General features: G+C 67.3%; 18 protein-coding genes. 11 read left to right on the forward strand and 7 right to left on the reverse strand.

All coding sequences use genetic code 11. The features are described 5' to 3' along the window. Window positions 1-43 precede the first annotated feature (43 nt). On the reverse strand, window positions 44-1,705 hold the full coding sequence (gene pgm / locus AC4EEV_RS12370; protein WP_461839851.1) for a phosphoglucomutase (alpha-D-glucose-1,6-bisphosphate-dependent): 1,662 nt from the start codon (window positions 1,703-1,705) through the stop codon (window positions 44-46). A 240-nt stretch (window positions 1,706-1,945) separates the two neighbouring features. Between pgm and AC4EEV_RS12375 the strand changes: the two genes are divergently transcribed. Next, window positions 1,946-2,857 carry a nuclease-related domain-containing protein gene (locus AC4EEV_RS12375; RefSeq protein ID WP_491329083.1) on the forward strand — a complete coding sequence of 304 codons (912 nt, stop codon included), beginning with the start codon at window positions 1,946-1,948 and terminating at the stop codon, window positions 2,855-2,857. On the opposite strand, the gene AC4EEV_RS12380 is transcribed toward AC4EEV_RS12375, so the two are convergent. Then, window positions 2,817-3,740 carry a LysR family transcriptional regulator ArgP gene (locus AC4EEV_RS12380; protein ID WP_491329084.1) on the reverse strand — a complete coding sequence of 308 codons (924 nt, stop codon included), beginning with the start codon at window positions 3,738-3,740 and terminating at the stop codon, window positions 2,817-2,819. The two genes, AC4EEV_RS12375 and AC4EEV_RS12380, sit on opposite strands and share 41 nt — an antisense overlap. Before the next feature lie 95 nt (window positions 3,741-3,835). On the opposite strand from AC4EEV_RS12380, the gene AC4EEV_RS12385 reads away from it, so the two are divergent. Beyond that, complete coding sequence (locus AC4EEV_RS12385; protein ID WP_491329085.1) at window positions 3,836-4,408, forward strand: LysE/ArgO family amino acid transporter; 573 nt, start codon at window positions 3,836-3,838, stop codon at window positions 4,406-4,408. A 34-nt stretch (window positions 4,409-4,442) separates the two neighbouring features. Then, window positions 4,443-4,946: a DUF4190 domain-containing protein gene (locus AC4EEV_RS12390; RefSeq protein WP_491329086.1), complete on the forward strand. Its 504-nt coding sequence runs from the start codon at window positions 4,443-4,445 to the stop codon at window positions 4,944-4,946. A gap of 138 nt (window positions 4,947-5,084) precedes the next feature. Here AC4EEV_RS12390 and AC4EEV_RS12395 read toward each other — a convergent pair whose 3' ends face one another. Beyond that, the gene (locus tag AC4EEV_RS12395; protein ID WP_018762683.1) at window positions 5,085-5,783 is read right to left on the reverse strand and encodes a FadR/GntR family transcriptional regulator; all 699 of its coding nucleotides are present in this window, start codon (window positions 5,781-5,783) and stop codon (window positions 5,085-5,087) included. A 129-nt stretch (window positions 5,784-5,912) separates the two neighbouring features. Between AC4EEV_RS12395 and AC4EEV_RS12400 the strand changes: the two genes are divergently transcribed. From AC4EEV_RS12400 to AC4EEV_RS12410, 3 genes are read left to right on the forward strand one after another with little or no spacing between them, the layout of a single operon-like run. Continuing rightward, on the forward strand, window positions 5,913-7,280 hold the full coding sequence (locus AC4EEV_RS12400; protein WP_018762682.1) for an SLC13 family permease: 1,368 nt from the start codon (window positions 5,913-5,915) through the stop codon (window positions 7,278-7,280). Window positions 7,281-7,333: 53 nt separating this feature from the next. Continuing rightward, window positions 7,334-8,548: a CaiB/BaiF CoA transferase family protein gene (locus AC4EEV_RS12405; protein WP_491329087.1), complete on the forward strand. Its 1,215-nt coding sequence runs from the start codon at window positions 7,334-7,336 to the stop codon at window positions 8,546-8,548. A gap of 1 nt (window position 8,549) precedes the next feature. Continuing rightward, the gene (locus AC4EEV_RS12410) at window positions 8,550-10,076 is read left to right on the forward strand and encodes a carboxyl transferase domain-containing protein (RefSeq protein WP_133831324.1); all 1,527 of its coding nucleotides are present in this window, start codon (window positions 8,550-8,552) and stop codon (window positions 10,074-10,076) included. A 62-nt stretch (window positions 10,077-10,138) separates the two neighbouring features. Here the strand turns inward: AC4EEV_RS12410 and AC4EEV_RS12415 are convergent, their stop codons facing one another. From AC4EEV_RS12415 to AC4EEV_RS12425, 3 genes are all read right to left on the reverse strand, one after another. Then, window positions 10,139-10,618: a LapA family protein gene (locus AC4EEV_RS12415; RefSeq protein WP_133831323.1), complete on the reverse strand. Its 480-nt coding sequence runs from the start codon at window positions 10,616-10,618 to the stop codon at window positions 10,139-10,141. Window positions 10,619-11,091: 473 nt separating this feature from the next. After that, window positions 11,092-11,319: a hypothetical protein gene (locus tag AC4EEV_RS12420; RefSeq protein ID WP_018762677.1), complete on the reverse strand. Its 228-nt coding sequence runs from the start codon at window positions 11,317-11,319 to the stop codon at window positions 11,092-11,094. Window positions 11,320-11,455: 136 nt separating this feature from the next. After that, window positions 11,456-12,862 (reverse strand): amidase, encoded by a 1,407-nt coding sequence (locus AC4EEV_RS12425; protein ID WP_491329088.1) that lies wholly within the window; start codon window positions 12,860-12,862, stop codon window positions 11,456-11,458. Window positions 12,863-13,076: 214 nt separating this feature from the next. On the opposite strand from AC4EEV_RS12425, the gene AC4EEV_RS12430 reads away from it, so the two are divergent. The 3 genes from AC4EEV_RS12430 to AC4EEV_RS12440 all read left to right on the forward strand — a co-directional run bounded on the left by AC4EEV_RS12430 (window position 13,077) and on the right by AC4EEV_RS12440 (window position 14,685). Continuing rightward, the gene (locus AC4EEV_RS12430) at window positions 13,077-13,403 is read left to right on the forward strand and encodes a rhodanese-like domain-containing protein (protein ID WP_018762675.1); all 327 of its coding nucleotides are present in this window, start codon (window positions 13,077-13,079) and stop codon (window positions 13,401-13,403) included. Then, complete coding sequence (gene pheA / locus AC4EEV_RS12435; RefSeq protein ID WP_491329089.1) at window positions 13,403-14,383, forward strand: prephenate dehydratase; 981 nt, start codon at window positions 13,403-13,405, stop codon at window positions 14,381-14,383. Before AC4EEV_RS12430 ends, pheA begins: the two co-directional genes overlap by 1 nt. A 95-nt stretch (window positions 14,384-14,478) precedes the next feature. Further along, window positions 14,479-14,685: a hypothetical protein gene (locus tag AC4EEV_RS12440; RefSeq protein WP_018762673.1), complete on the forward strand. Its 207-nt coding sequence runs from the start codon at window positions 14,479-14,481 to the stop codon at window positions 14,683-14,685. Window positions 14,686-14,749: 64 nt separating this feature from the next. Here AC4EEV_RS12440 and AC4EEV_RS12445 read toward each other — a convergent pair whose 3' ends face one another. Continuing rightward, complete coding sequence (locus tag AC4EEV_RS12445) at window positions 14,750-15,838, reverse strand: diacylglycerol/lipid kinase family protein (protein WP_133831319.1); 1,089 nt, start codon at window positions 15,836-15,838, stop codon at window positions 14,750-14,752. Window positions 15,839-15,926: 88 nt separating this feature from the next. Here AC4EEV_RS12445 and serS point away from each other — a divergent pair, with 88 nt between their 5' ends. Continuing rightward, entirely contained in the window at window positions 15,927-17,207 is a 1,281-nt protein-coding gene (gene serS, locus AC4EEV_RS12450) for a serine--tRNA ligase (RefSeq protein ID WP_491329090.1), read from the forward strand. A gap of 144 nt (window positions 17,208-17,351) precedes the next feature. Beyond that, the gene (locus AC4EEV_RS12455) at window positions 17,352-18,356 is read left to right on the forward strand and encodes a type IV toxin-antitoxin system AbiEi family antitoxin domain-containing protein (protein ID WP_285318754.1); all 1,005 of its coding nucleotides are present in this window, start codon (window positions 17,352-17,354) and stop codon (window positions 18,354-18,356) included. Window positions 18,357-18,384 lie beyond the last annotated feature (28 nt).

Genomic DNA, 18,384 nt, shown 5'->3' on the forward strand with positions numbered 1-18,384 from the left:
ACTTGGTGATGGGGCGTTCGTGCTTAAGCTGCGGGGCTTCCGGTCAGGCGATGACGCTGTCCACCAGCGCCTTGGCCTCGGCCTGCACCTGCTTGAGGTGTTCCTCACCCTTGAAGGACTCGGCATAGATCTTGTACACGTCCTCGGTGCCGGACGGCCGGGCAGCGAACCAGGCGTTCTCGGTGACCACTTTCAGGCCGCCGATGGCAGCGCCGTTGCCGGGTGCCTCGGTGAGCTTGGCGGTGATCGCCTCCCCGGCCAGTTCGGTGGCCGTGACGTCAGCGGCGGAGAGCTTCCCCAGCTTGGACTTCTGCTCACGCGTGGCGGCTGCGTCAATGCGGGCGTAGACGGGAGCGCCGAACTGGTCCGTCAACCCCTTGTACAGCTGTGACGGCGACTTCCCGGTCATGGCGGTGATCTCGGAGGCCAGCAGCGCCAGCAGGATTCCGTCCTTGTCGGTGGTCCACACGCTGCCGTCCAGCTTGTTGAAGGATGCGCCGGCGGATTCCTCGCCACCGAACGCGCCTTCACCGGAGAGCAGACCGGGGACAAACCATTTGAAGCCCACCGGGACTTCCACCAACTTGCGGCCCAGGCTCTCCGCCACCCGGTCGATGATCGAGGAGGACACGAGGGTCTTGCCCACCACGGATTCGGGGTTCCAGCCGCTGCGGTTGCGGTAGAGGTAGTCGATGGCGACCGCGAGGTAGTGGTTCGGGTTCATCAGGCCGCCGTCGGGGGTGACGATCCCGTGGCGGTCGGCGTCGGCGTCGTTGCCGGTGGCGACGTCGAAGGGCACGGACCCGTCGGCACCCACCGACATCCGGCTGATCAGGGAGGCCATGGCGGACGGCGACGAGCAGTCCATCCGGATCTTCTCGTCCCAGTCCAGGGTCATGAAGGCCCACTGCGGGTCCACGGTGGGGTTGACGACGGTGAGGTTCAGGTGGTGCCGTTCGGCGATCTCGCCCCAGTAGTCCACGGACGCCCCGCCCATGGGATCGGCGCCGATCCGGACTCCGGCCTCGCGGATGGCGTCCAGGTTCAGGACGGACGGAAGGTCATCCACGTAGCTGCTCAGGAAGTCGAACTTGCCGGTGGTGTCCGCGGCCTGCGCGTCGGCCAGCGGGATCCTCTTGACGCCGCGCAGTCCGTTCTCCAGCAGTTCGTTGGCACGGTTGGCAATCCAGCCGGTGGCGTCCGAGTCCGCGGGTCCGCCGTGCGGCGGGTTGTACTTGAAGCCGCCATCGGCCGGGGGGTTGTGGCTGGGGGTCACCACAATGCCGTCAGCCTGCGGGGCGCCGGGCGCGGCCTTCCGGTTGTATGTGAGGATGGCGTGGCTCAAGGCCGGGGTGGGGGTGTAGCCGTGGCGGGCGTCCACCAGGACGTGGACGCCGTTGGCGGCCAGCACCTCCAAGGCGGAGTTCTGCGCCGGTTCGCTCAGGGCATGGGTGTCCTTGGCCAGGAACAGTGGGCCGGTGACACCCTGCGCTGCCCGGTATTCCACGATCGCCTGGGTGATTGCCACGATGTGCTGCTCATTGAAGGACGCTTTGAGGCTGGAGCCCCGGTGCCCGGAGGTGCCGAACACCACGCGCTGGCCTGGATCACCCAGGTCCGGCGCGATGTCGTAATACGCATCAAGGAGCGCAGTGATGTCAACAAGGTCCTGGGGTTGGGCAACTGTACCCGCGCGGCTAGCCATGGGACCAGCATGCCAGAACCTGGCGGGAGTCAAAACGAATTGCCCAGGATCCGGACGCTGTGACACGCAATGACGTCACCAACCAAGTAGTGCACCTGAGTACAGCACCGTGAAAGTACCTATATACCGGCCCTTCAGCGCCCTGCTATTTTCAAGAAAATTCCAGGCACGCAAGCGAAAGCAACGGACGACGGCGGGACCCGCCGATCGTCCCGTCCGGCAAGGAAGCGGGGACGTCCAATGGGGGCAGGAGACGGGGCAGCCGAGCAGTCCAGGCTCGCTGCCGAACGCGTTGCCAGGCTGAAGCGCCAGCTGGATGAGGCCGAACGGTCCACCAAGGCCTGGGACGCCGGAGCCCTGGGGGAGCGGGTGGTGGCGGACAAGCTCAGCGAACTGGTCCCGCGGGGCTGGTACGTGCTGCACGATGTCCACTGGCCGGGCCGGCCCAAGGCCAACCTTGACCATGTCCTGGTGGGCCCCGGCGGGGTGGTGGTGGTTGATTCGAAGAATTGGTCCGGCGAAGTGCGCGTAGTGTCCGGCGTGCTCTGGCAGGGCCGCTACGCGCGGACCCAGGCCGTGGAGGGAGCGCTGGCACAGTGCGCCGCCGTCGCCTCGGTGCTGGCCCCCCAGCATCGCCGGCTGGTGCGTCCGCTCATCTGCATGGCGGCCCAGCCGGATCTCTTCGGGGTGACCGCCTCCGATGTAGCCGTGGCGGGTTCCCACCGGGTGGTGCGGACCATTGAGGCGCTTCCGCCGGTGCTGGATCCGCAGGCGGTGGTGGGGTTGTACGAGCAACTGGGCCAGCAGCTCACGCATGAACAGGAGCCCGGCATCACGGCCCTGCGGAACGTCCGCCCCGGAACCGTGGTGCGCCCGGCAGGGGCCCTGCCGCCTGGCGGCCCCGTCGCGGGTGCTGCGGAAGGGAGCAGGCCACTTGACGGCAAGGGCCGCAGCGGAAGCATGTCCCGGCATCCGGCCGGCCGCAACCTGCCGGCCGGCGGATCCCGGGCAGGAGCACCGGCAAGGATCCAGGCCGGCCGGCGCGGCGGGAAAGCCAAAGCGCAGCAGAGCGGCACCAGCGGCGGGAAGTTGGCCCTGCTGGCGGCCTTCGTCATTTTTGCCGTTTATTTCCTGCCCTACTTGGCCCGCTGACACCCTCTCCGCCGCCGGGCCGCAGCCGGTCTTTGGCCGCGGTCCGTACCGCGCGGGTGATCCGGTTCAGGCCGTCAGAATCGAGGGTCCAGGCCTGCCAGTAGAGGGCCACATCCTGGTAGCCGTCATCCAGCCGGACCAGGGTGCCGTCCGAAAGGCCATCCGTGAGCTGGAGCTCGGGGATCATGCCCCAGCCCAGGCCCGCCTTGACCGCCGCGAAGAAGCCCTCCGATGACGGCACGGTGTGCGTGGGGGGAGGCTGCGCAATGCCCTTGGCCGCCAGCAGTTGCAGCTGGAGGTTGTCCTTGGCGTTGAATTTCAGGACGGGCATGGCGGCCCAGTCAACACTGTCGGCCGCCGCAAACCGGCGCCGCAGTCCGGCGCTGGCCACCGGGACGTACCGCATGGAACCCAGCATTTCTGCCCGGCACCCGCTGACGGGCACGGGATCAGAGGTTACGGCGCCCATCACGTCTCCTTCGCGGAGCAGCTGGCTGCTGTAGCCCTGGTCTTCGACACGCAGGTCCAGCACGGCGTCCTCCCATCCGGCGGCCCGATGGAGGACGGGGACAAACCAGGTGGCCAGGGAGTCCGCGTTGATGGCCACGGGCAGGTGGGCGCGGGCTGGCAGCCCCGCACCGAGCGCTGCCGATGTCTCCGCCTCCAGCACCTGGACCTGCCGCGCCATGCGCAGCAGCAGTGCGCCGGCGTCCGTGGTGGTGCAGGGCGACCGGCGGCGGACCAGGACCTGGCCCACGGATCCCTCGAGGGCCTTGATCCGCTGGCTGACGGCTGACGGCGTGATGCGCAGGAGGTCCGCCGCCGCCTCGAATGTTCCTTCGTCGATAACCGCAACCAGGGCCTTAAGATGCTCCAGATTCATGAAGAGATTCTAATGCGTACGCAGGATCCTTTACTTGCCTACATATCTCAGAGGACCCTACCGTCGTAGCCATGTGGACTTCGTGGATAACCGGCATGCTGACCGGACTGGCGCTCATCGTGGCGATCGGTGCCCAGAACGCCTTCGTCCTGCGGCAAGGGATCCGCCGCGAACACATCGGCGTGGTGGTGGCGGTGTGCATGGCCGGTGACGCGCTGCTGATCGTGGGAGGTACCGCCGGAATCGGGGCCGTGGTGACCCGCTTCCCCGGGGTGCTCGAAGTCCTGCGGTGGGCAGGGGCCGCCTACCTTTTGTGGTTCGCGGTCCGGTCCTTCCTGGCGGCAGCGAAGCCCTCCGTGTTGGCGGAGCAGGAGCCCCGGTCCAAACACTCGGTTTTCGCCACCACGGCGGCCCTCACATTCCTGAATCCCCACGTCTACCTGGACACCGTGGTGCTGCTCGGCAGCCTGGCCAACCAGCAGGGACCGGACCTCCGCTGGATCTTTGCCGCCGGCGCCGTGGCCGGAAGCATCCTGTGGTTCTCAGGGTTGGGGTACGGGGCGCGGGCGCTGGCGGGCGTCCTGGGCAGCCCGCGCACCTGGCGCTGGATTGATGCCGGCATCGGTGTTTTGATGCTGGTGCTGGCCGTCCGCCTGGTCCTGCACTGAAGTAGGCTGGAGCCAGATCCGCAGGGGAGAAACCATGACTGACCAGCCGTCCCAGGGGCCCGACTACCAGCGTCCCGACCGCCAGGGCAACGATGCGCCGTGGCCCAGCTACCAACCGCCGGCCCAATACGGCCAGACGCCGTACGGCCAGGCGCAGTATGGGCAAGGCCAGTATGGGCAGCCCCAGTACGGCCCAAGCTACAACCAGGGCCAGTTCAACCAGTCCCCGTACGGCCAGGGGCAATACTTCGGCCAGCCGGCCTACTACGGCAGGCCGGCCGAGCCAAAGACCCTGAGCATCGCCAGCATGGTATGCGGCATCGCCTCGGTCATCATGGGCTGGCTGCTCCTTCCCCAACTGGCCGCCATCATTACCGGCCACCTCGCCCTCAGGCGCGAGCCGTCCGGCAAGGGGATGTCCATCTCAGGCCTGGTACTGGGCTACCTGTGCCTGCTGGGCTACGGCGCCATCTGGTTGCTGCTCATCATCGGCCTCACCGTCGCCAGCACCACGGGTTCGAATTCCGGGACGTTCTAGGCGCCCTGCCCCCGCCGCGGGGCGGTTAGGGGTCGGCCCCGAGCAAAGTCCCCTCCGGGTGGACTGCTCCCCTGCGCATGGCAGGGGGACTGGTCCATGCGACGGGGATGCTGCCGCTGCGAACCTGCCGTCGTGCCGCTAGCGGAGCAGTTCCACGTCCGAGACGAGGTCGATGTGCGCCAGCATGGCCTCCGTTGCTGCGGCCGGATCCTGCGCGCGGATGGCGTCGGCGATCCGGCGGTGTGACGCCAGTGACTGTTCCGGACGCCCGGGCTGGCCCAGCGATTCCATCCGGGTTTCCAGGATCATCTCGGCGATGAAGGCCATCAGCTGCGCCAGCACGGAGGAGTGCGCCGCCGCGGTTATGGCCTGGTGGAAGAGCTCATCGCCATGGGTGCCTCGATCGCCGTCGTTGATCTCCCGTGCCATGACGTCCAGGGCGTTGTCGATGGCGGCGAGGTCGTCCCCGGTCCGGCGTTCGGCGGCCAGTGCCGCGAGCTTCCCTTCCAGCGTGCTGCGGGCTTCGACGATCTCCGGCAGCCGGCTTTGGTGCTCGCGGAGGCCCTTGATGACGGATGCCACGCTGGGACGCCGTGCCAGGACTGCTCCTGTGCCGTGCTGCACGTCGATCACTCCCAACACTTCGAGGGCCACGAGGGCCTGGGCCAGGGTGGCGCGGGAAACTCCCAGCCGCTCGGCAAGGTCGCGTTCGGCAGGCAGCAGGTCCCCGGGGCGGAGCTGGGCCGACTCGATGTAGGCGAGGATCTGCTCCACCAGCTGCTCATAGAGCCGGGGACGCGAGACCCGCTCCAGGCCTGCCCGTGCCGTCTTTTCCACAGTTCCTCCCGAGGTTCTCGGACCAGAATACCCCCTTCATCTATTGACAGATAGACTCACTGTCTAAGAGGCTAGTCCAGTGAGCCAGTAACTCACGTCACATTCTTTCGTTCCAATGGAGGACCAACGATGTCCGCTCCTGTCTTATCGATCATCATCCTGGCGGCGATGTTCCTGCTCGCCACCGTCCTGCCCCTCAACATGGGTGCCCTCGCCTTCGTGGGCGCCTTCCTGCTTGGCTCACTGGTGCTGGGCATGTCCACCAATGACATCCTTGCCAACTTCCCCGGTGGCCTCTTCCTGACGATCGTCGGAGTCACCTACCTGTTCGCCATCGCGCAAAACAACGGCACCATCGACCTCCTGGTCCGGGGCGCCGTCAAACTCGTGGGCAGCCGCGTTGCCCTGATCCCCTGGGTCATGTTCGCCATCACTGCCGTCATCACGGCCGTGGGCGCGCTGTCTCCCGCCGCCGTCGCCATCATTGCCCCGATTGCCCTCAGCTTCGCCGGAAAATACAAGATCAGCCCGTTGCTGATGGGCATGATGGTGATCCACGGTGCCCAGGCCGGCGGCTTCTCGCCCATCGCCGTCTACGGCGTCACCGTCAACGGCATCATCGCCAAGACCGATCTCGCCTTCAGCCCGGCAGCACTCTTCCTCTCAAGCTTCATCTTCAACCTGGTCATCTCCCTGGTCCTCTTTGTGGTCCTGGGCGGCAGGAACCTCATGTCCTCCAAGGTGGGTCAGTTCGTGGAGCAGGCCGCCGAGGCACGAATGGCAGTCAGCGTCGGCGCCAAAGCCGGCACCGATGTTCCGTTCAAAGGCTTCGGCTCCGGCATGTACGGCCCCCGCGACCCGGCAGGCGACGGCGTTGCCGCCACCAAGGAGCGCAAGGAGCGGATTCCGCAACTGGTCACCATTGCGGGCCTGGTCGTGCTGGCCGTAGTGGCCCTCGGGTTCAAGATGGACGTCGGCTTCGTGTCCATCACCATCGCGATCGTCCTTGCGCTGGTCTCGCCGGCGGCCCAGAAGGGTGCCATCAACAAGATCAGCTGGTCCACCGTGCTGCTCATCTGCGGCATGCTGACTTTCGTTGGTGTCCTGGAAGAAGCGGGCACCATCGAATTCGTCTCCGGCGGCGTGGCCGGCATGGGAATGCCGCTGCTGGCGGCCCTCATTATCTGCTTCATCGGCGCCATCGTGTCCGCCTTCGCCTCCTCCACCGCCATCCTGGCTGCGCTCATCCCGCTGGCCGTGCCCTTCCTCTCCACCGGTGAGATCGGCGCCGTCGGCGTCATCTGCGCGCTCGCGGTCTCAGCCACGATCGTGGACGTCTCCCCGTTCTCCACCAACGGTGCCTTGGTCCTGGCCAATGCCCCGGAGGGCGTGGACAAGGACCGGTTCTACAAGAAGATCCTCGGCTACAGCGGCATCGTGATCGTGGCCGGACCCATCCTGGCCTGGTTGGCGCTGGTGGTCCCCGGCTGGCTCTAGCCGGCGCAGCCGCCCGCCACGCCGCCCGCACTTGAGAAAGGAAACCCAAGCACATGAGCTCAGCCGAAAATTCCCGAGGCCCCCTGGCGGGGCACACCGTCGTCGACCTGAGCCGTGCACTGGCGGGGCCCCACGCCGGCATGATGCTGGCGGACCTCGGCGCCCGCGTGATCAAGGTGGAAAACCCCGGCACCGGGGATGACACCCGCGGCTGGGGGCCGCCCTTCGTGGGCCCGGAAGACGACCTGCAGTCCACCTATTTCATGTCCTGCAACCGCAACAAGGAATCCATCAGCCTGGACCTGAAGAGCCAGGACGGGCAGGCAGTGCTGCGCGGGTTGCTGGAGCGTGCGGACGTGGTCATCGAGAACTTCCGTCCCGGCGTGATGGACCGGCTGGGCTTCTCCACGGCCGCCATCCATGCGCTCAACCCCCGGCTGGTCATCCTGTCCATCACGGGTTTCGGCCATGACGGGCCCGAATCCCGGCGCAGCGGCTACGACCAGATCCTGCAGGGCGAGGCCGGACTCATGTCACTCACCGGCTCCGGGCCCGACGACCCTCAGCGCGTCGGCGTCCCCATTGCAGACCTCCTTTCCGGCATGAACGGCGCCTTCGGCGTGCTTGCGGCGCTGGTGGAACGGAACCGCACCGGCCGCGGCCAGGTGGTGCGCACCTCCCTCCTGGCGTCACTGATCGGCGTCCACGCATTCCAGGGCACCCGGACCACCGTGGCCGGCGAGGTTCCGCAGGCACAGGGCAACCACCACCCGTCCATCGCCCCCTACGGGCTGTTCACCTGCAAGGACGGCAGCGTGCAGATCAGCGTCGGCAGCGAGAAGCTCTGGCAGTCATTTGCTGCGGCCTTCGGCCTGGAGCCGGCCGCGCCCGGATTCGCCAGCAACGCCGAACGGGTGCGGAACCGCGCCGGGGTAATTGCCGCCGTCGAACGCGCTTTCGCCGGCTACGGCGCGGCGGAACTGCTGGAGAAACTGAACGACGCCGGGATCCCGGCAGGGAAGGTGCGCTCCCTGGACGAGGTGTACGCGTGGGAGCAGGTGGCCTCCCAAGGGCTCGTGGTGGACGTGGAGCATCCGCTGCTCGGAACCGTCAGCCTCCCCGGGCCCCCGCTGCGGTTCTTCGAACAGGGGGACACAGCCGAAACCACCGTGAAGGACCACGCCGCGCCGCCGCTGCTGGACGCGGACGGTCCTGCCATCCGCGCATGGCTCGGTTTGCCGGCTCCCGTGGCGGCCGGGGTGAACTAGCATGCCAACCACCGAAAAAGTGCGGCACCTGCGCGCCGCCGAACTGATCGACGCCGTGGTGGACCAGGATTCGTTTGTCTCCTGGGATACGCCGCCGCACCAGCCGGCGCTGTCCGAAGAGTATGCCCGTGACCTGGCCAAAGCCCGCGAACGCAGCGGAGCCGACGAATCGGTGCTCACCGGCACCGGGCTGATCCGGGGGCGCCGGGTGGCGCTGATCGTCAGCGAGTTTTCTTTCCTTGCCGGCTCCATCGGCCACGCCGCGGCACAGCGGATCGTTGCCGCCGTCGAACGGGCCACCTCGGAGGGACTGCCGCTGCTGGCGGGCCCGGCCTCCGGGGGAACCCGGATGCAGGAGGGGACGCCGGCGTTCCTGTCCATGGTCAAAATCACCGGAGCCGTCCGGGCGCACCGCCAGGCCGGCCTGCCCTACCTGGTCTACCTCCGGCACCCCACCACCGGCGGCGTGATGGCATCCTGGGGGTCGCTGGGCCACATCAATGTTGCCGAACCGGGCGCCCTGCTGGGATTCCTGGGCCCCCGGGTGTTCGAAGCACTGCATGGGGAGTCCTTCCCGGACAACGTGCAGGTGGCGGAAAACCTGTTCAACAAGGGGCTCATCGACGGCGTCGTGAAGCCCGAAGAGCTCGCGGAACTGGTGGCCCGGGCGCTGGACATCCTGGCGCCCCGGCGGGAGGCGGCGTCAGGGACGGTGGTCCGGCCCGCCGCACCGGCCACTTTGGCCGTGCGGCCGGCCCCCGTGGACGCCTGGACGTCGATCGGGATTTCGCGCCGGCCGCGGCGGCCGGACCTGCGCCAGCTCCTCAAGTTCGGCGCCAGCGACGCCCTGCCGCTGAACGGGACGGGTCAGGGGGAAAAGGACCCCGGGTTGCTGCTGGCGCTGGCCCGGTTCGGCAGCCGGTCCTGCATTGTGCTCGGCCATGCCCGCCCGCTGCGCAAGGACGCCGCCGGTATGGGGCCCGGGTCATTGCGGGAAGCGCGCCGCGGCATGAAGCTGGCCGAAGAACTGCGGCTCCCCCTGCTCACGGTCATCGACACCGCAGGCGCCGCGCTCTCCCAGGAGGCGGAAGAAGGCGGCCTCGCCGGCGAGATCGCACGCTCTTTGTACGAACTGATTGGCCTGGAATCGCCGTCCGTCTCGGTGCTGCTTGGCCAGGGTGCCGGGGGAGGGGCGCTGGCACTGCTGCCCGCGGACAGGACCATCGCCGCGCAGCACAGCTGGCTGTCGCCGCTGCCGCCCGAGGGCGCCAGTGCGATCGTGCACCGCACCACGGCCTTCGCGCCCGCGATGGCACAGGCGCAGGGCGTCAATGTGGCGGCGCTGTATGCGAACGGACTGGTGGACCACATTGTGGACGAGCGCGACGACGCGTCCCTGGAGCCGCGCGAATTCTGTGCCCGGATGGCCCGTGCCATCGAATACGAACTTGCATCCGTTGCCGACATCCCCGTGGCCGGGCTGGTGGGGGCGCGGTTCCGGAAGTACCGGAACCTGGGCGGCAACTGACGCAACGCACGGCCGGGGAGCCGCCGGCGGATTCGCTCCGGCGGCTCCGGCCGTCGCTTGCCCTAGCGGCGTTGACGGACCTTGGCGCGGTGGGCTGTGGCACGCAGTTGCAGGATGCGCGCCCCACCTGCCACAGCCACCAGGACCCCGCCGGTGACGGCGGCAATGAAGAGTGCCATGCCCAGCGGGACAGACCCCTCAAAACCCAGGAACTGCACCATGGCCTGTTCCTGGTTCTGCAGGATGAAGATGATCAGCAGGATCAACAGGATCAGTGAGGCGACAACGCCAGCCCAGATGACGCCGGCGCGGGTAACTTTGCTTTCGGGTGTGCGGCCACCCGCTGCGGCTTTTTCCGTGCCCGCTGGTGGTGCTGGAACCGCGGGTGAATCCGGGGCATCCGGGGCATCCGGGGCGTAGGACGGCGCGCCACCGTAGGTTGCGTCCCGGCCGCCTGCCGCCCGGTCCGTGGCCGACGGCGTGACGTTGACGTCCGGGTCCGGCTGGCTGTTCGGTCCCGGCGTGTACTGTCCTTCGCTCATGCCCGTGTCCTTTCGCAGAATGCTAAGCATGCTTATGGTGCAACCATAGACGCCTGGGTTGCCGCAGCACAACGAGCGCGCCGCGCGCGTCTACTGCTGCATGAAAGGCAGGCTGGATTGGGAGCCCTGGGGAAGGAGGGGCCCCGACGGGAACCCCTCCTTGGACTACTGCCCCGGGCCGCGTAGGGCCGGGCGTCAGACCCTTTCCTTGCTCCGTTCGGCGGAGGGAGTCCCCGGCACAGGCGACCTGCGCCACTTCGGAAAGGCCCAGAACGTGAATTCCGGTGCCTTGGCCGGCTTCGGAGTTTCGTGGGTCTCAGGCCGCTCTTCAGGCCGGCGCCTGGTTTCTTTCCTGGCGTCCCACCCGAAGTCCTTGCTTGATGAATAGCACATCACAGACCTCCTCATGGTGACTGCCCTTTAATGGTCCTCCTGTTTGTTGCCGGAGTCGATACCGTGGTGGCCGGCGCCTGTCAGCGGCCGCCGGTCACCACGTCCTGCGCCTCCTGCGGGCGGTGGAACTCGCAGGGGCCGCCGTGGCGCAGCGGAAGGAGGCAGGCCCGGCCCGTCGGCAGGTGCACCAGGCCGCAGCGGCCGGCCATGGCCAGGTCCTCCCTGACGTTGGAGTTGCTCAGGTCCGGCCGCCCGTCGTCAGCAGTTTCTGTGGGGCCGGCGCCGGTGGCGTGCTGTTCAGCATTCATGGTGGTGCAGCTCCTCATTGGGCGGAAAGGCGTACGGAGGGTGCGAAAGGTGGTTTTTCCAGTCTGCGCCGCCGGGGTTACCGCCGGGTTAAGCGGGCGTTAGGTTCAGGTCAACAACACCACACCGCCGCGGCGCCTAGAGGCCCAGTTGATGCGCCACCTGCAGCAGGAGGGCTTCCGAGCCTAAGGGACCCACCAGTTGGACGCCCATTGGGAGTCCGCTTCCGGCGGATCCACCGGTCCAGTGGACAGGGAGCGTTATGGCCGGCAATCCGCATACGTTCACCATCGAGGACCACGGCGCATATTCGCACTGCTTCCGGTAGTCGCCGTCGGCATCTCCTGGCCATTGCACGGCCGGCCAGCGTCCGCCGCCGTGGCCGGTCCCGGTGAACCAGCCCACGGGGCGGGGTGTCTGCGCCAGCGCGGGCATCATCATCAGGTCCCACTGGCCGTACTGCGCGACGGTGTCGTGCTGGAACTGCCGCAGGAACGCCAGGGCTTCGGCGAGCTTCGCCGGGCTGCGTTGTAGGGCCCGACGCCGGAAGGTCCGGGTCAACGGCGCCAGCAGCGCTTCGCGGGAGGGGCTGATCCGTGCAGAACCCACTCCTGCCGTCCAGGCGGTGGTGAAGGCATCGGGATAGCGGTTGTCGTACCGCACGGCAGCTTCGGCCAGGGTATGGCCGGCGTGTTCCAGGAGCCTTTCGCCTGCCCGGAGGGCATCGAGTGCTTCGGGTTCGATACTGAAGGGGAAGGTGCCGGACCAAGGGCTCTCCAGCGTGACGCCGATCCTCAACGGTGGCGGCTCCTGGCCTATGCCCGCGAGGTATTCGTTCCCCGGTGCCATGGCGTCCAGCATCAGGGCGGCATCCTTGGCGGTCCGGGCAAGGGGGCCCGGGACCACCAGCCGGGCCGGGTCACCGCTGCTTTCCCCGGCAGCCACCAGGCCACGGCCCGGCTTCAGCCCCACCAGGCCGCAGGCGGCTGCCGGAATCCTGACTGAACCACCGCCGTCGGTCCCTGGCGCGAAGGGCAGCAAGCCCGCCGCCACGGCGGCAGCGCTGCCGCCGGAGGACCCGCCCGAACTCCTGCTGGGTGCGTAAGGATTGCGCGACGGCGGCGCGATGCGGTTTTCGCTGTAGGCCGTCAGGCCGAACTCGGGTACTTGGGTCTTGCCCAGGGAAACCGCGCCTGCCTCCGTGAGGAGTGCCACCAGGGGAGCGTCCGCGGGAGCCGGTTTATGCTCGACGGCGGCGCTTCCGTGGGTGGTCACCACGCCCGCCACATCGGTGAGGTCCTTGAAGCCCAGCGGCATGCCGTGCAGCAGGGGGAGGTCGTCGGTACCGGTGCGGGAGTGGAGGTCATCAGCCGCCCGGGCCCGTTCCATGGCCTGGTCCGCGGTAACGGTGATGAAGGCCCCCAGCAACGGGTTCTGCCGGCTGATCCGCGCCAGGAAATGTGTGGTGGCCTCAGCAGCGGACACCGTCCCGGCGCGGAGGAGGTTCCGCAGGTCCAGCGCGGGCAGTTCGTGAAGTTCAGCCAAGGACCCGGCCCTCCGGCTCCTTGGCCGTGGACGGTCCGGCATCCCCGCCGACGTCCCGGCCGGGGCGCGACTGTAGCGGCGCCGGACGGGCAGGCTGCTGACGGGACATGGAAACCTCCTCGGGAGCCACCAGCCTAGCTTGCCGGTTTCCGCACCACCCGTGGTCGAAGGACTAGGCTTTAACGTGACTCTGATCCGCCACGACAGGACTCCGATGAGCGATTTTGATACCGTGCCCGTCCACGACATCCCGGCTGATGCCGTCATCCTGGACGTCCGGGAGGACTACGAGTGGGTCGCCGGGCATGCCGACGGTGCACTCCACATCCCCATGGACCAGATCCCGGCCCGGCTGGGCGAACTTGATCCGGATGAGGATGTGTATGTCATCTGCCGGACCGGTGGAAGGTCGTTCCGTGTTGCCCAGTGGCTCACGGGCCAGGGGTACACCGCCATCAACGTCTCCGGCGGGATGGACCAGTGGCTCGAATCGGGCAAACCCTTGGTCTCCGACAACGGACTCAAGCCGCTGGTGCTGTAGTGCACGGCAGTCCCCCCACCTACGCGTTCCTCGGACCCGAGGGCACGTTCACCGAGGCTGCCCTGTTGCAGGTACCCGGTGCGCAAGAAGCAGTCCGGGTGCCGGCGTCGAACGTCAATGCCGCCCTGGACCAAGTGCGCAGCGGTTCTGCCGACGCTGCCATGGTTCCGATTGAAAATTCGGTCGAAGGCGGCGTCACCGCCACCCTCGACGCGATAGCGAGCGGCCAAGAGCTGCGGATCATCCGCGAGGTCCTGGTACCTATCAGCTTTGTCCTGGTGACCCGGCCTGGCGTGCGGTGGGAGGACGTACGGCGCGTGTCCACCCATGGCCACGCGTGGGCCCAGTGCCGGATGTGGATGGAAAGCAACATGCCCGGTGCGGAATATGTTCCGGGGTCTTCAACCGCGGCCGCGGCCATGGGACTGCTGGACGGTGACTGCCATTACGATGCCGCCATCTGTGCGCCGCTCGTAGCGCAAGCGCATCCGGGCCTGCAGGTCTTGGCGGAAAACATTGGTGACAATCCGGGCGCCGTGACGCGCTTCATCCTGGTGAGCCGTCCGGGTGTCCTTCCGGAGCGCACCGGCGCGGACAAGACCACGCTTGTTGTCCCGCTGCCGGAGGACCGTCCGGGTGCGCTGATGGAGATCCTCGACCAGTTTGCCAGCCGCGGCGTCAACCTCAGCCGGATCGAATCGCGTCCCACCGGGCAGTATCTGGGCCACTACTTCTTCAGCATCGACGCGGATGGCCACGCCGGCGAGGCACGTGTTGCGGATGCCCTGGCGGGACTGCACCGGATCAGCCCCGGGACCCGTTTCCTGGGTTCGTATCCCCGGGCGGACAGGCAGGCCACGGCGGTGGCGGCGCATACTTCCGATGCCGCCTTTTCGGCGGCCCGGGACTGGGTCGGATCCATACTTGACGCGGCATCCACCGCAGGTGAAAGCGGTTCCGGATCTTCGCCCACAGCGTAGGCAAATTGCCTTTCGGACTACTTCCGCGGGGTGTGCACAATGCGTATGCTTGCTTGATCCACACGGGGTATGGCCCCTAATGAAGGGAGCGGGTCATGACCAGCACCACTGACAATGACGGCCAGGGGATGATCGTCAACCCCAAGCCTGCCGCAGACAACCAGGACTGGGACGGCGACGATGCTGACCGCGCGGACCGCCTGCGTTTCGAAGAGGAACAGGCAATGATCCGTGAACAGTCCGAGGCCCATGCCGCTGCCAAAGCAGCAGCTGAGGCGGAGAAGAAGGACGCCGGCGCCTGATCCACGTGAGCCGGCCGGTCAGGCCGGCCCGGCATTTCCCCAGCCGCTGATGGGCCGTGCACGCCTAGACGCGGGTTTTCGCCTGCCCCGGGCCACCCGGCTCGTGTGCCTTGACCCTTACCAGCAATGACTTCGGTTCCACCTGGACGGTGAGTTGGGTCGCTTCCCCGGACGTGTCGCCATCGATTTGGGTGGGCATGGGCTCGGGACACTTGATGACCACCTTGACCGACCTGTAGACCGTCATGATCGGCAGTTTCCCGCTGTGCTTGAACATGATCTTCATGTACATCAGCAGCCAGCCCAGGGCGCTGCGGGGACTCATGACCACCACGTCCAGCATGCCGTCGTCAATCATTGCCTGCGGAATGAAGTCGATGCCGCCCGGCACCAGCCCGCAGTTGGCGAAAAGTACGCTGCGGATGTTCCGCACCTGCTCCGGGCTGCCGTCCAGCGAGATGGACACCTTCTTCCGCCGGCCCGGGAGGTGCCGGACGCCCGCCTCGGTGTAGGCGAGCCAGCCCACCGCCTTCTTCAACCCGTCGTTGGTGTCCGCCAGGACTTCCGCGTCCATGCCAATCCCGGCGATGACCAGGAAGACGTGCTCTGAGTAGTGCCCGGTGCGGGAGTTCTCAATGGCCATCCGGGCGGTGTCGATGTAGCGCTGCCGGCCAAACAGCGCCGTCTGAACGTTCCCGTGGAGGTCGTTCACGTCAAGGTCGACGTTCCTGGCCAGCAGGTTGCCGGTTCCCAGCGGTATCAAACCCATGGCAACATCGGTGTGCGCGAGGGCCTCGGCCACCACGCGGACCGTGCCATCCCCGCCGCCCACCAGGACGACGTCGGGCTTGCCGGCCAAGGCAGCCTGCATCTGGGAAAAGCCGGGGTCGTCCGCGGTTGTTTCGAAAAAGGCCGGTTCCTCCCAGCCGGCTGCCAGGCAGGCGCGCTGGATGGTGGCCTTTGCTTCCTCTGCCCGCGCCTTGATCGGATTGAGGACCACGGCCACCCGCTGCTGCGCCAGGCCCGGATCGTAGGCTTCGCCGGCCACTGTGCTGCGCACGTGCAGGGCCTGCAGGCGCCGGACCCCCCACCAGCTGGAGGTGGCGAAGGCAAGGGCCACCGCAATCAGCAGGTAGAGAATCCAGTCGCTCATGGTGGTTCAACAGTAGCCCGGCGTGCGGCGGCCCGGCGCACGGGGCCTGCCGCCCGCCGTCGTGCGCGGTATTGGATACCCTTGTCTGGTGATCGACGTAAAAGACCTCAGCGAAAACCCGGACAAGTTCCGTGCCAGCCAGCGCGCCCGCGGCGCGGACGAATCAGTGGTGGACGCGATCATCTCCGCGGATGCCGCGCGCCGCGCCGCCCTGATCCGCTTCGAAAACCTCCGCGCCGAGCAGAACGCCTTCGGCAAGAAGGTGGCCCAGGCCAAGGGCGACGAGAAGAAGGCCCTGCTGGCCGAGGTCAAGGAGCTCGCCAACTCCGTGAAGGCAGCCTCCGCTGAAGCCGATGCTGCGCAGACCAAGCAGGAAGAGCTGCTGCGCACCATCCCCAACCTCATCGAGGACGGTGTGCCCGAAGGCGGCGAGGACGACTACGTGGTGGTCAAGACCGTGGGCACGCCGCGCGAGTTCCCGGACTTTGAGCCCAAGGACCACCTGGAGATCGGTGAGCTGATCGGCGCGATTGACATGGAACGCGGCGCCAAGGTCTCCGGTGCCCGCTTCTACTTCCTCCGCGGCGTTGGAGCCCGGCTGGAGATGGCGCTGCTGCAGATGGCCATGGACCAAGCCATTGAAGCGGGCTTTATCCCCATGATCACCCCCACGCTGGTGCGTCCCGAGACCATGCAGGGGACCGGCTTCGATGTGAAGCACGACGCCGAGATCTACCGCCTGGCCGAAGACGACCTGTACCTGGTGGGCACCTCCGAGGTGGCCCTGGCGGGCTACCACGCGGACGAGATCCTGGACTTCTCCGCCGGGCCTATCCGCTACGCCGGGCAGAGCTCCTGCTACCGCCGCGAGGCCGGCTCGCACGGCAAGGACACCCGCGGCATCATCCGCGTGCACCAGTTCAACAAGGTGGAAATGTTCATTTACACCACGGTCGAAGAAGCCGCCGCCGAGCATCAGCGCCTGCTGGCCTGGGAAGAGGAGATGCTGGCCAAGTGCGAGCTGCCGTACCGGGTCATCGACACCGCGGCGGGCGACCTCGGCATGTCCGCGGCCCGGAAGTACGACTGCGAAGCGTGGGTCCCCACCCAGGGCGCCTACCGCGAGCTGACCTCCACCTCAAACTGCACCACGTTCCAGGCGCGCCGCCTCAACATCCGTGAGCGCGCGGTCAACGCTGACGGCGTCGCCAAGGGCACCCGCGCCGTGGCCACCCTGAACGGCACCCTGGCCACCACCCGCTGGATCGTGGCGCTGCTGGAGCACCACCAGAACGCGGACGGCTCGGTCAACGTACCCAAGGCGCTGCAGAAGTACCTCGGCGGGCTCGAGGTTCTGCCGGTCCTGTAGGGGGCCGTCCCTTTTCATAAGCTTGTTCGCGCAACCAGTCCTTCACCGATCGGATGCGCGAACAAGCTTTGGTTTCGCCCAGAACTGTCCACATACGGCCGCGGGCGAACTGCCCGGCAGGCTCCAGCCCCGCATCCTTGGGATATGGAGATACCACCTGGCCTGATTGATACTGCCGCCATACTCCGCACCGGCGTCGGCACTGATGCCCTGCACCGCGCCTTCAAGGCCGGGCAGCTCGTACGGCTCCGGCGAGGCTTCTACGTGCGGACCAATGATTGGATCGGTGCCACGCCCGCACAACGCTTCGCGTGGTCGACGGCGGCGATTGCGAGATCCGTCAGCGGCGCGGTCCTCTGTGGGCAGACGGCTGCATGGGCCATCGGCCTACCAACGCTGGGCGACCCCCAATGTGTGGAGTTGGCAACCAGCCTGCCGGGCCGCAGCGGGATCAGGAAGTCGCCGTTCGTGGTCCTCGGCACGGACAAGGCCGCCCGGGAAGCGCGGGAGGTGCGGTCCTACCCCCTCCAATACCGGCTAAAGCAGGTACATGAACCTGTGCGCCACGGCGAGTTCCTCAGTCTCGGGCTGGTGGAGACCACTTTGGACATCATGGCAACCCGCAGCCTGAGCCAGGCGCTGGTTGTTGCTGACGGAGCCGCACGAAAGCTGCACAAGGCTGGCCGAATGCCCGCTGATGCCAGCTTGTGGTCGCTTCAGGACATCCGGGACGGGATCCGGGCGCTTCCGCACGCTTCCGCCGCGGCACGTGCCGAACGCGCCGCTTCCCTTGCCAGCCCGTTGTCGGAATCTGTAGGGGAGTCCTACAGCAGGGCAGTCTTCGAGTTCCTTGGCTTTGAGCAGCCCGTCCTTCAGCGCACATTTGCCGACCGGGAGGGTTTCATTGGGAGGACTGACTGCTGGTGGCCGAACCCGGGGGTGGTTGGCGAATTCGACGGCAAAGGCAAGTATGTTCAGGCCGCCCTGCGCGGAGGAATCACCGCAGAGGAGGCGGTCTATCGGGAGAAGATCCGTGAGGACCGGATCCGGTCACTTGGTCATGGGTTCGTCCGCTGGCGCTGGGCCGACTTGCAGAATCCTGACCGGCTACGCGCCAAACTCCTGGCTGCCGGCATCCGGAGCAGGTGAGCGCCCCTACCCCCGGTTATCCCTAAGC

This window comes from Pseudarthrobacter sp. MOO14, assembly GCF_058267675.1.

Coding starts and splice junctions, on each gene's coding strand:
- pgm (WP_461839851.1), bottom strand. CDS start 1,705: ATGGCTAGCCGCGCGGGTACAGTTGCCCAACCCCAGGACCTTGTTGAC.
- AC4EEV_RS12375 (WP_491329083.1), top strand. CDS start 1,946: ATGGGGGCAGGAGACGGGGCAGCCGAGCAGTCCAGGCTCGCTGCCGAA.
- AC4EEV_RS12380 (WP_491329084.1), bottom strand. CDS start 3,740: ATGAATCTGGAGCATCTTAAGGCCCTGGTTGCGGTTATCGACGAAGGA.
- AC4EEV_RS12385 (WP_491329085.1), top strand. CDS start 3,836: ATGCTGACCGGACTGGCGCTCATCGTGGCGATCGGTGCCCAGAACGCC.
- AC4EEV_RS12390 (WP_491329086.1), top strand. CDS start 4,443: ATGACTGACCAGCCGTCCCAGGGGCCCGACTACCAGCGTCCCGACCGC.
- AC4EEV_RS12400 (WP_018762682.1), top strand. CDS start 5,913: ATGTCCGCTCCTGTCTTATCGATCATCATCCTGGCGGCGATGTTCCTG.
- AC4EEV_RS12405 (WP_491329087.1), top strand. CDS start 7,334: ATGAGCTCAGCCGAAAATTCCCGAGGCCCCCTGGCGGGGCACACCGTC.
- AC4EEV_RS12410 (WP_133831324.1), top strand. CDS start 8,550: ATGCCAACCACCGAAAAAGTGCGGCACCTGCGCGCCGCCGAACTGATC.
- AC4EEV_RS12415 (WP_133831323.1), bottom strand. CDS start 10,618: ATGAGCGAAGGACAGTACACGCCGGGACCGAACAGCCAGCCGGACCCG.
- AC4EEV_RS12420 (WP_018762677.1), bottom strand. CDS start 11,319: ATGAATGCTGAACAGCACGCCACCGGCGCCGGCCCCACAGAAACTGCT.
- AC4EEV_RS12430 (WP_018762675.1), top strand. CDS start 13,077: ATGAGCGATTTTGATACCGTGCCCGTCCACGACATCCCGGCTGATGCC.
- AC4EEV_RS12440 (WP_018762673.1), top strand. CDS start 14,479: ATGACCAGCACCACTGACAATGACGGCCAGGGGATGATCGTCAACCCC.
- AC4EEV_RS12445 (WP_133831319.1), bottom strand. CDS start 15,838: ATGAGCGACTGGATTCTCTACCTGCTGATTGCGGTGGCCCTTGCCTTC.
- AC4EEV_RS12455 (WP_285318754.1), top strand. CDS start 17,352: ATGGAGATACCACCTGGCCTGATTGATACTGCCGCCATACTCCGCACC.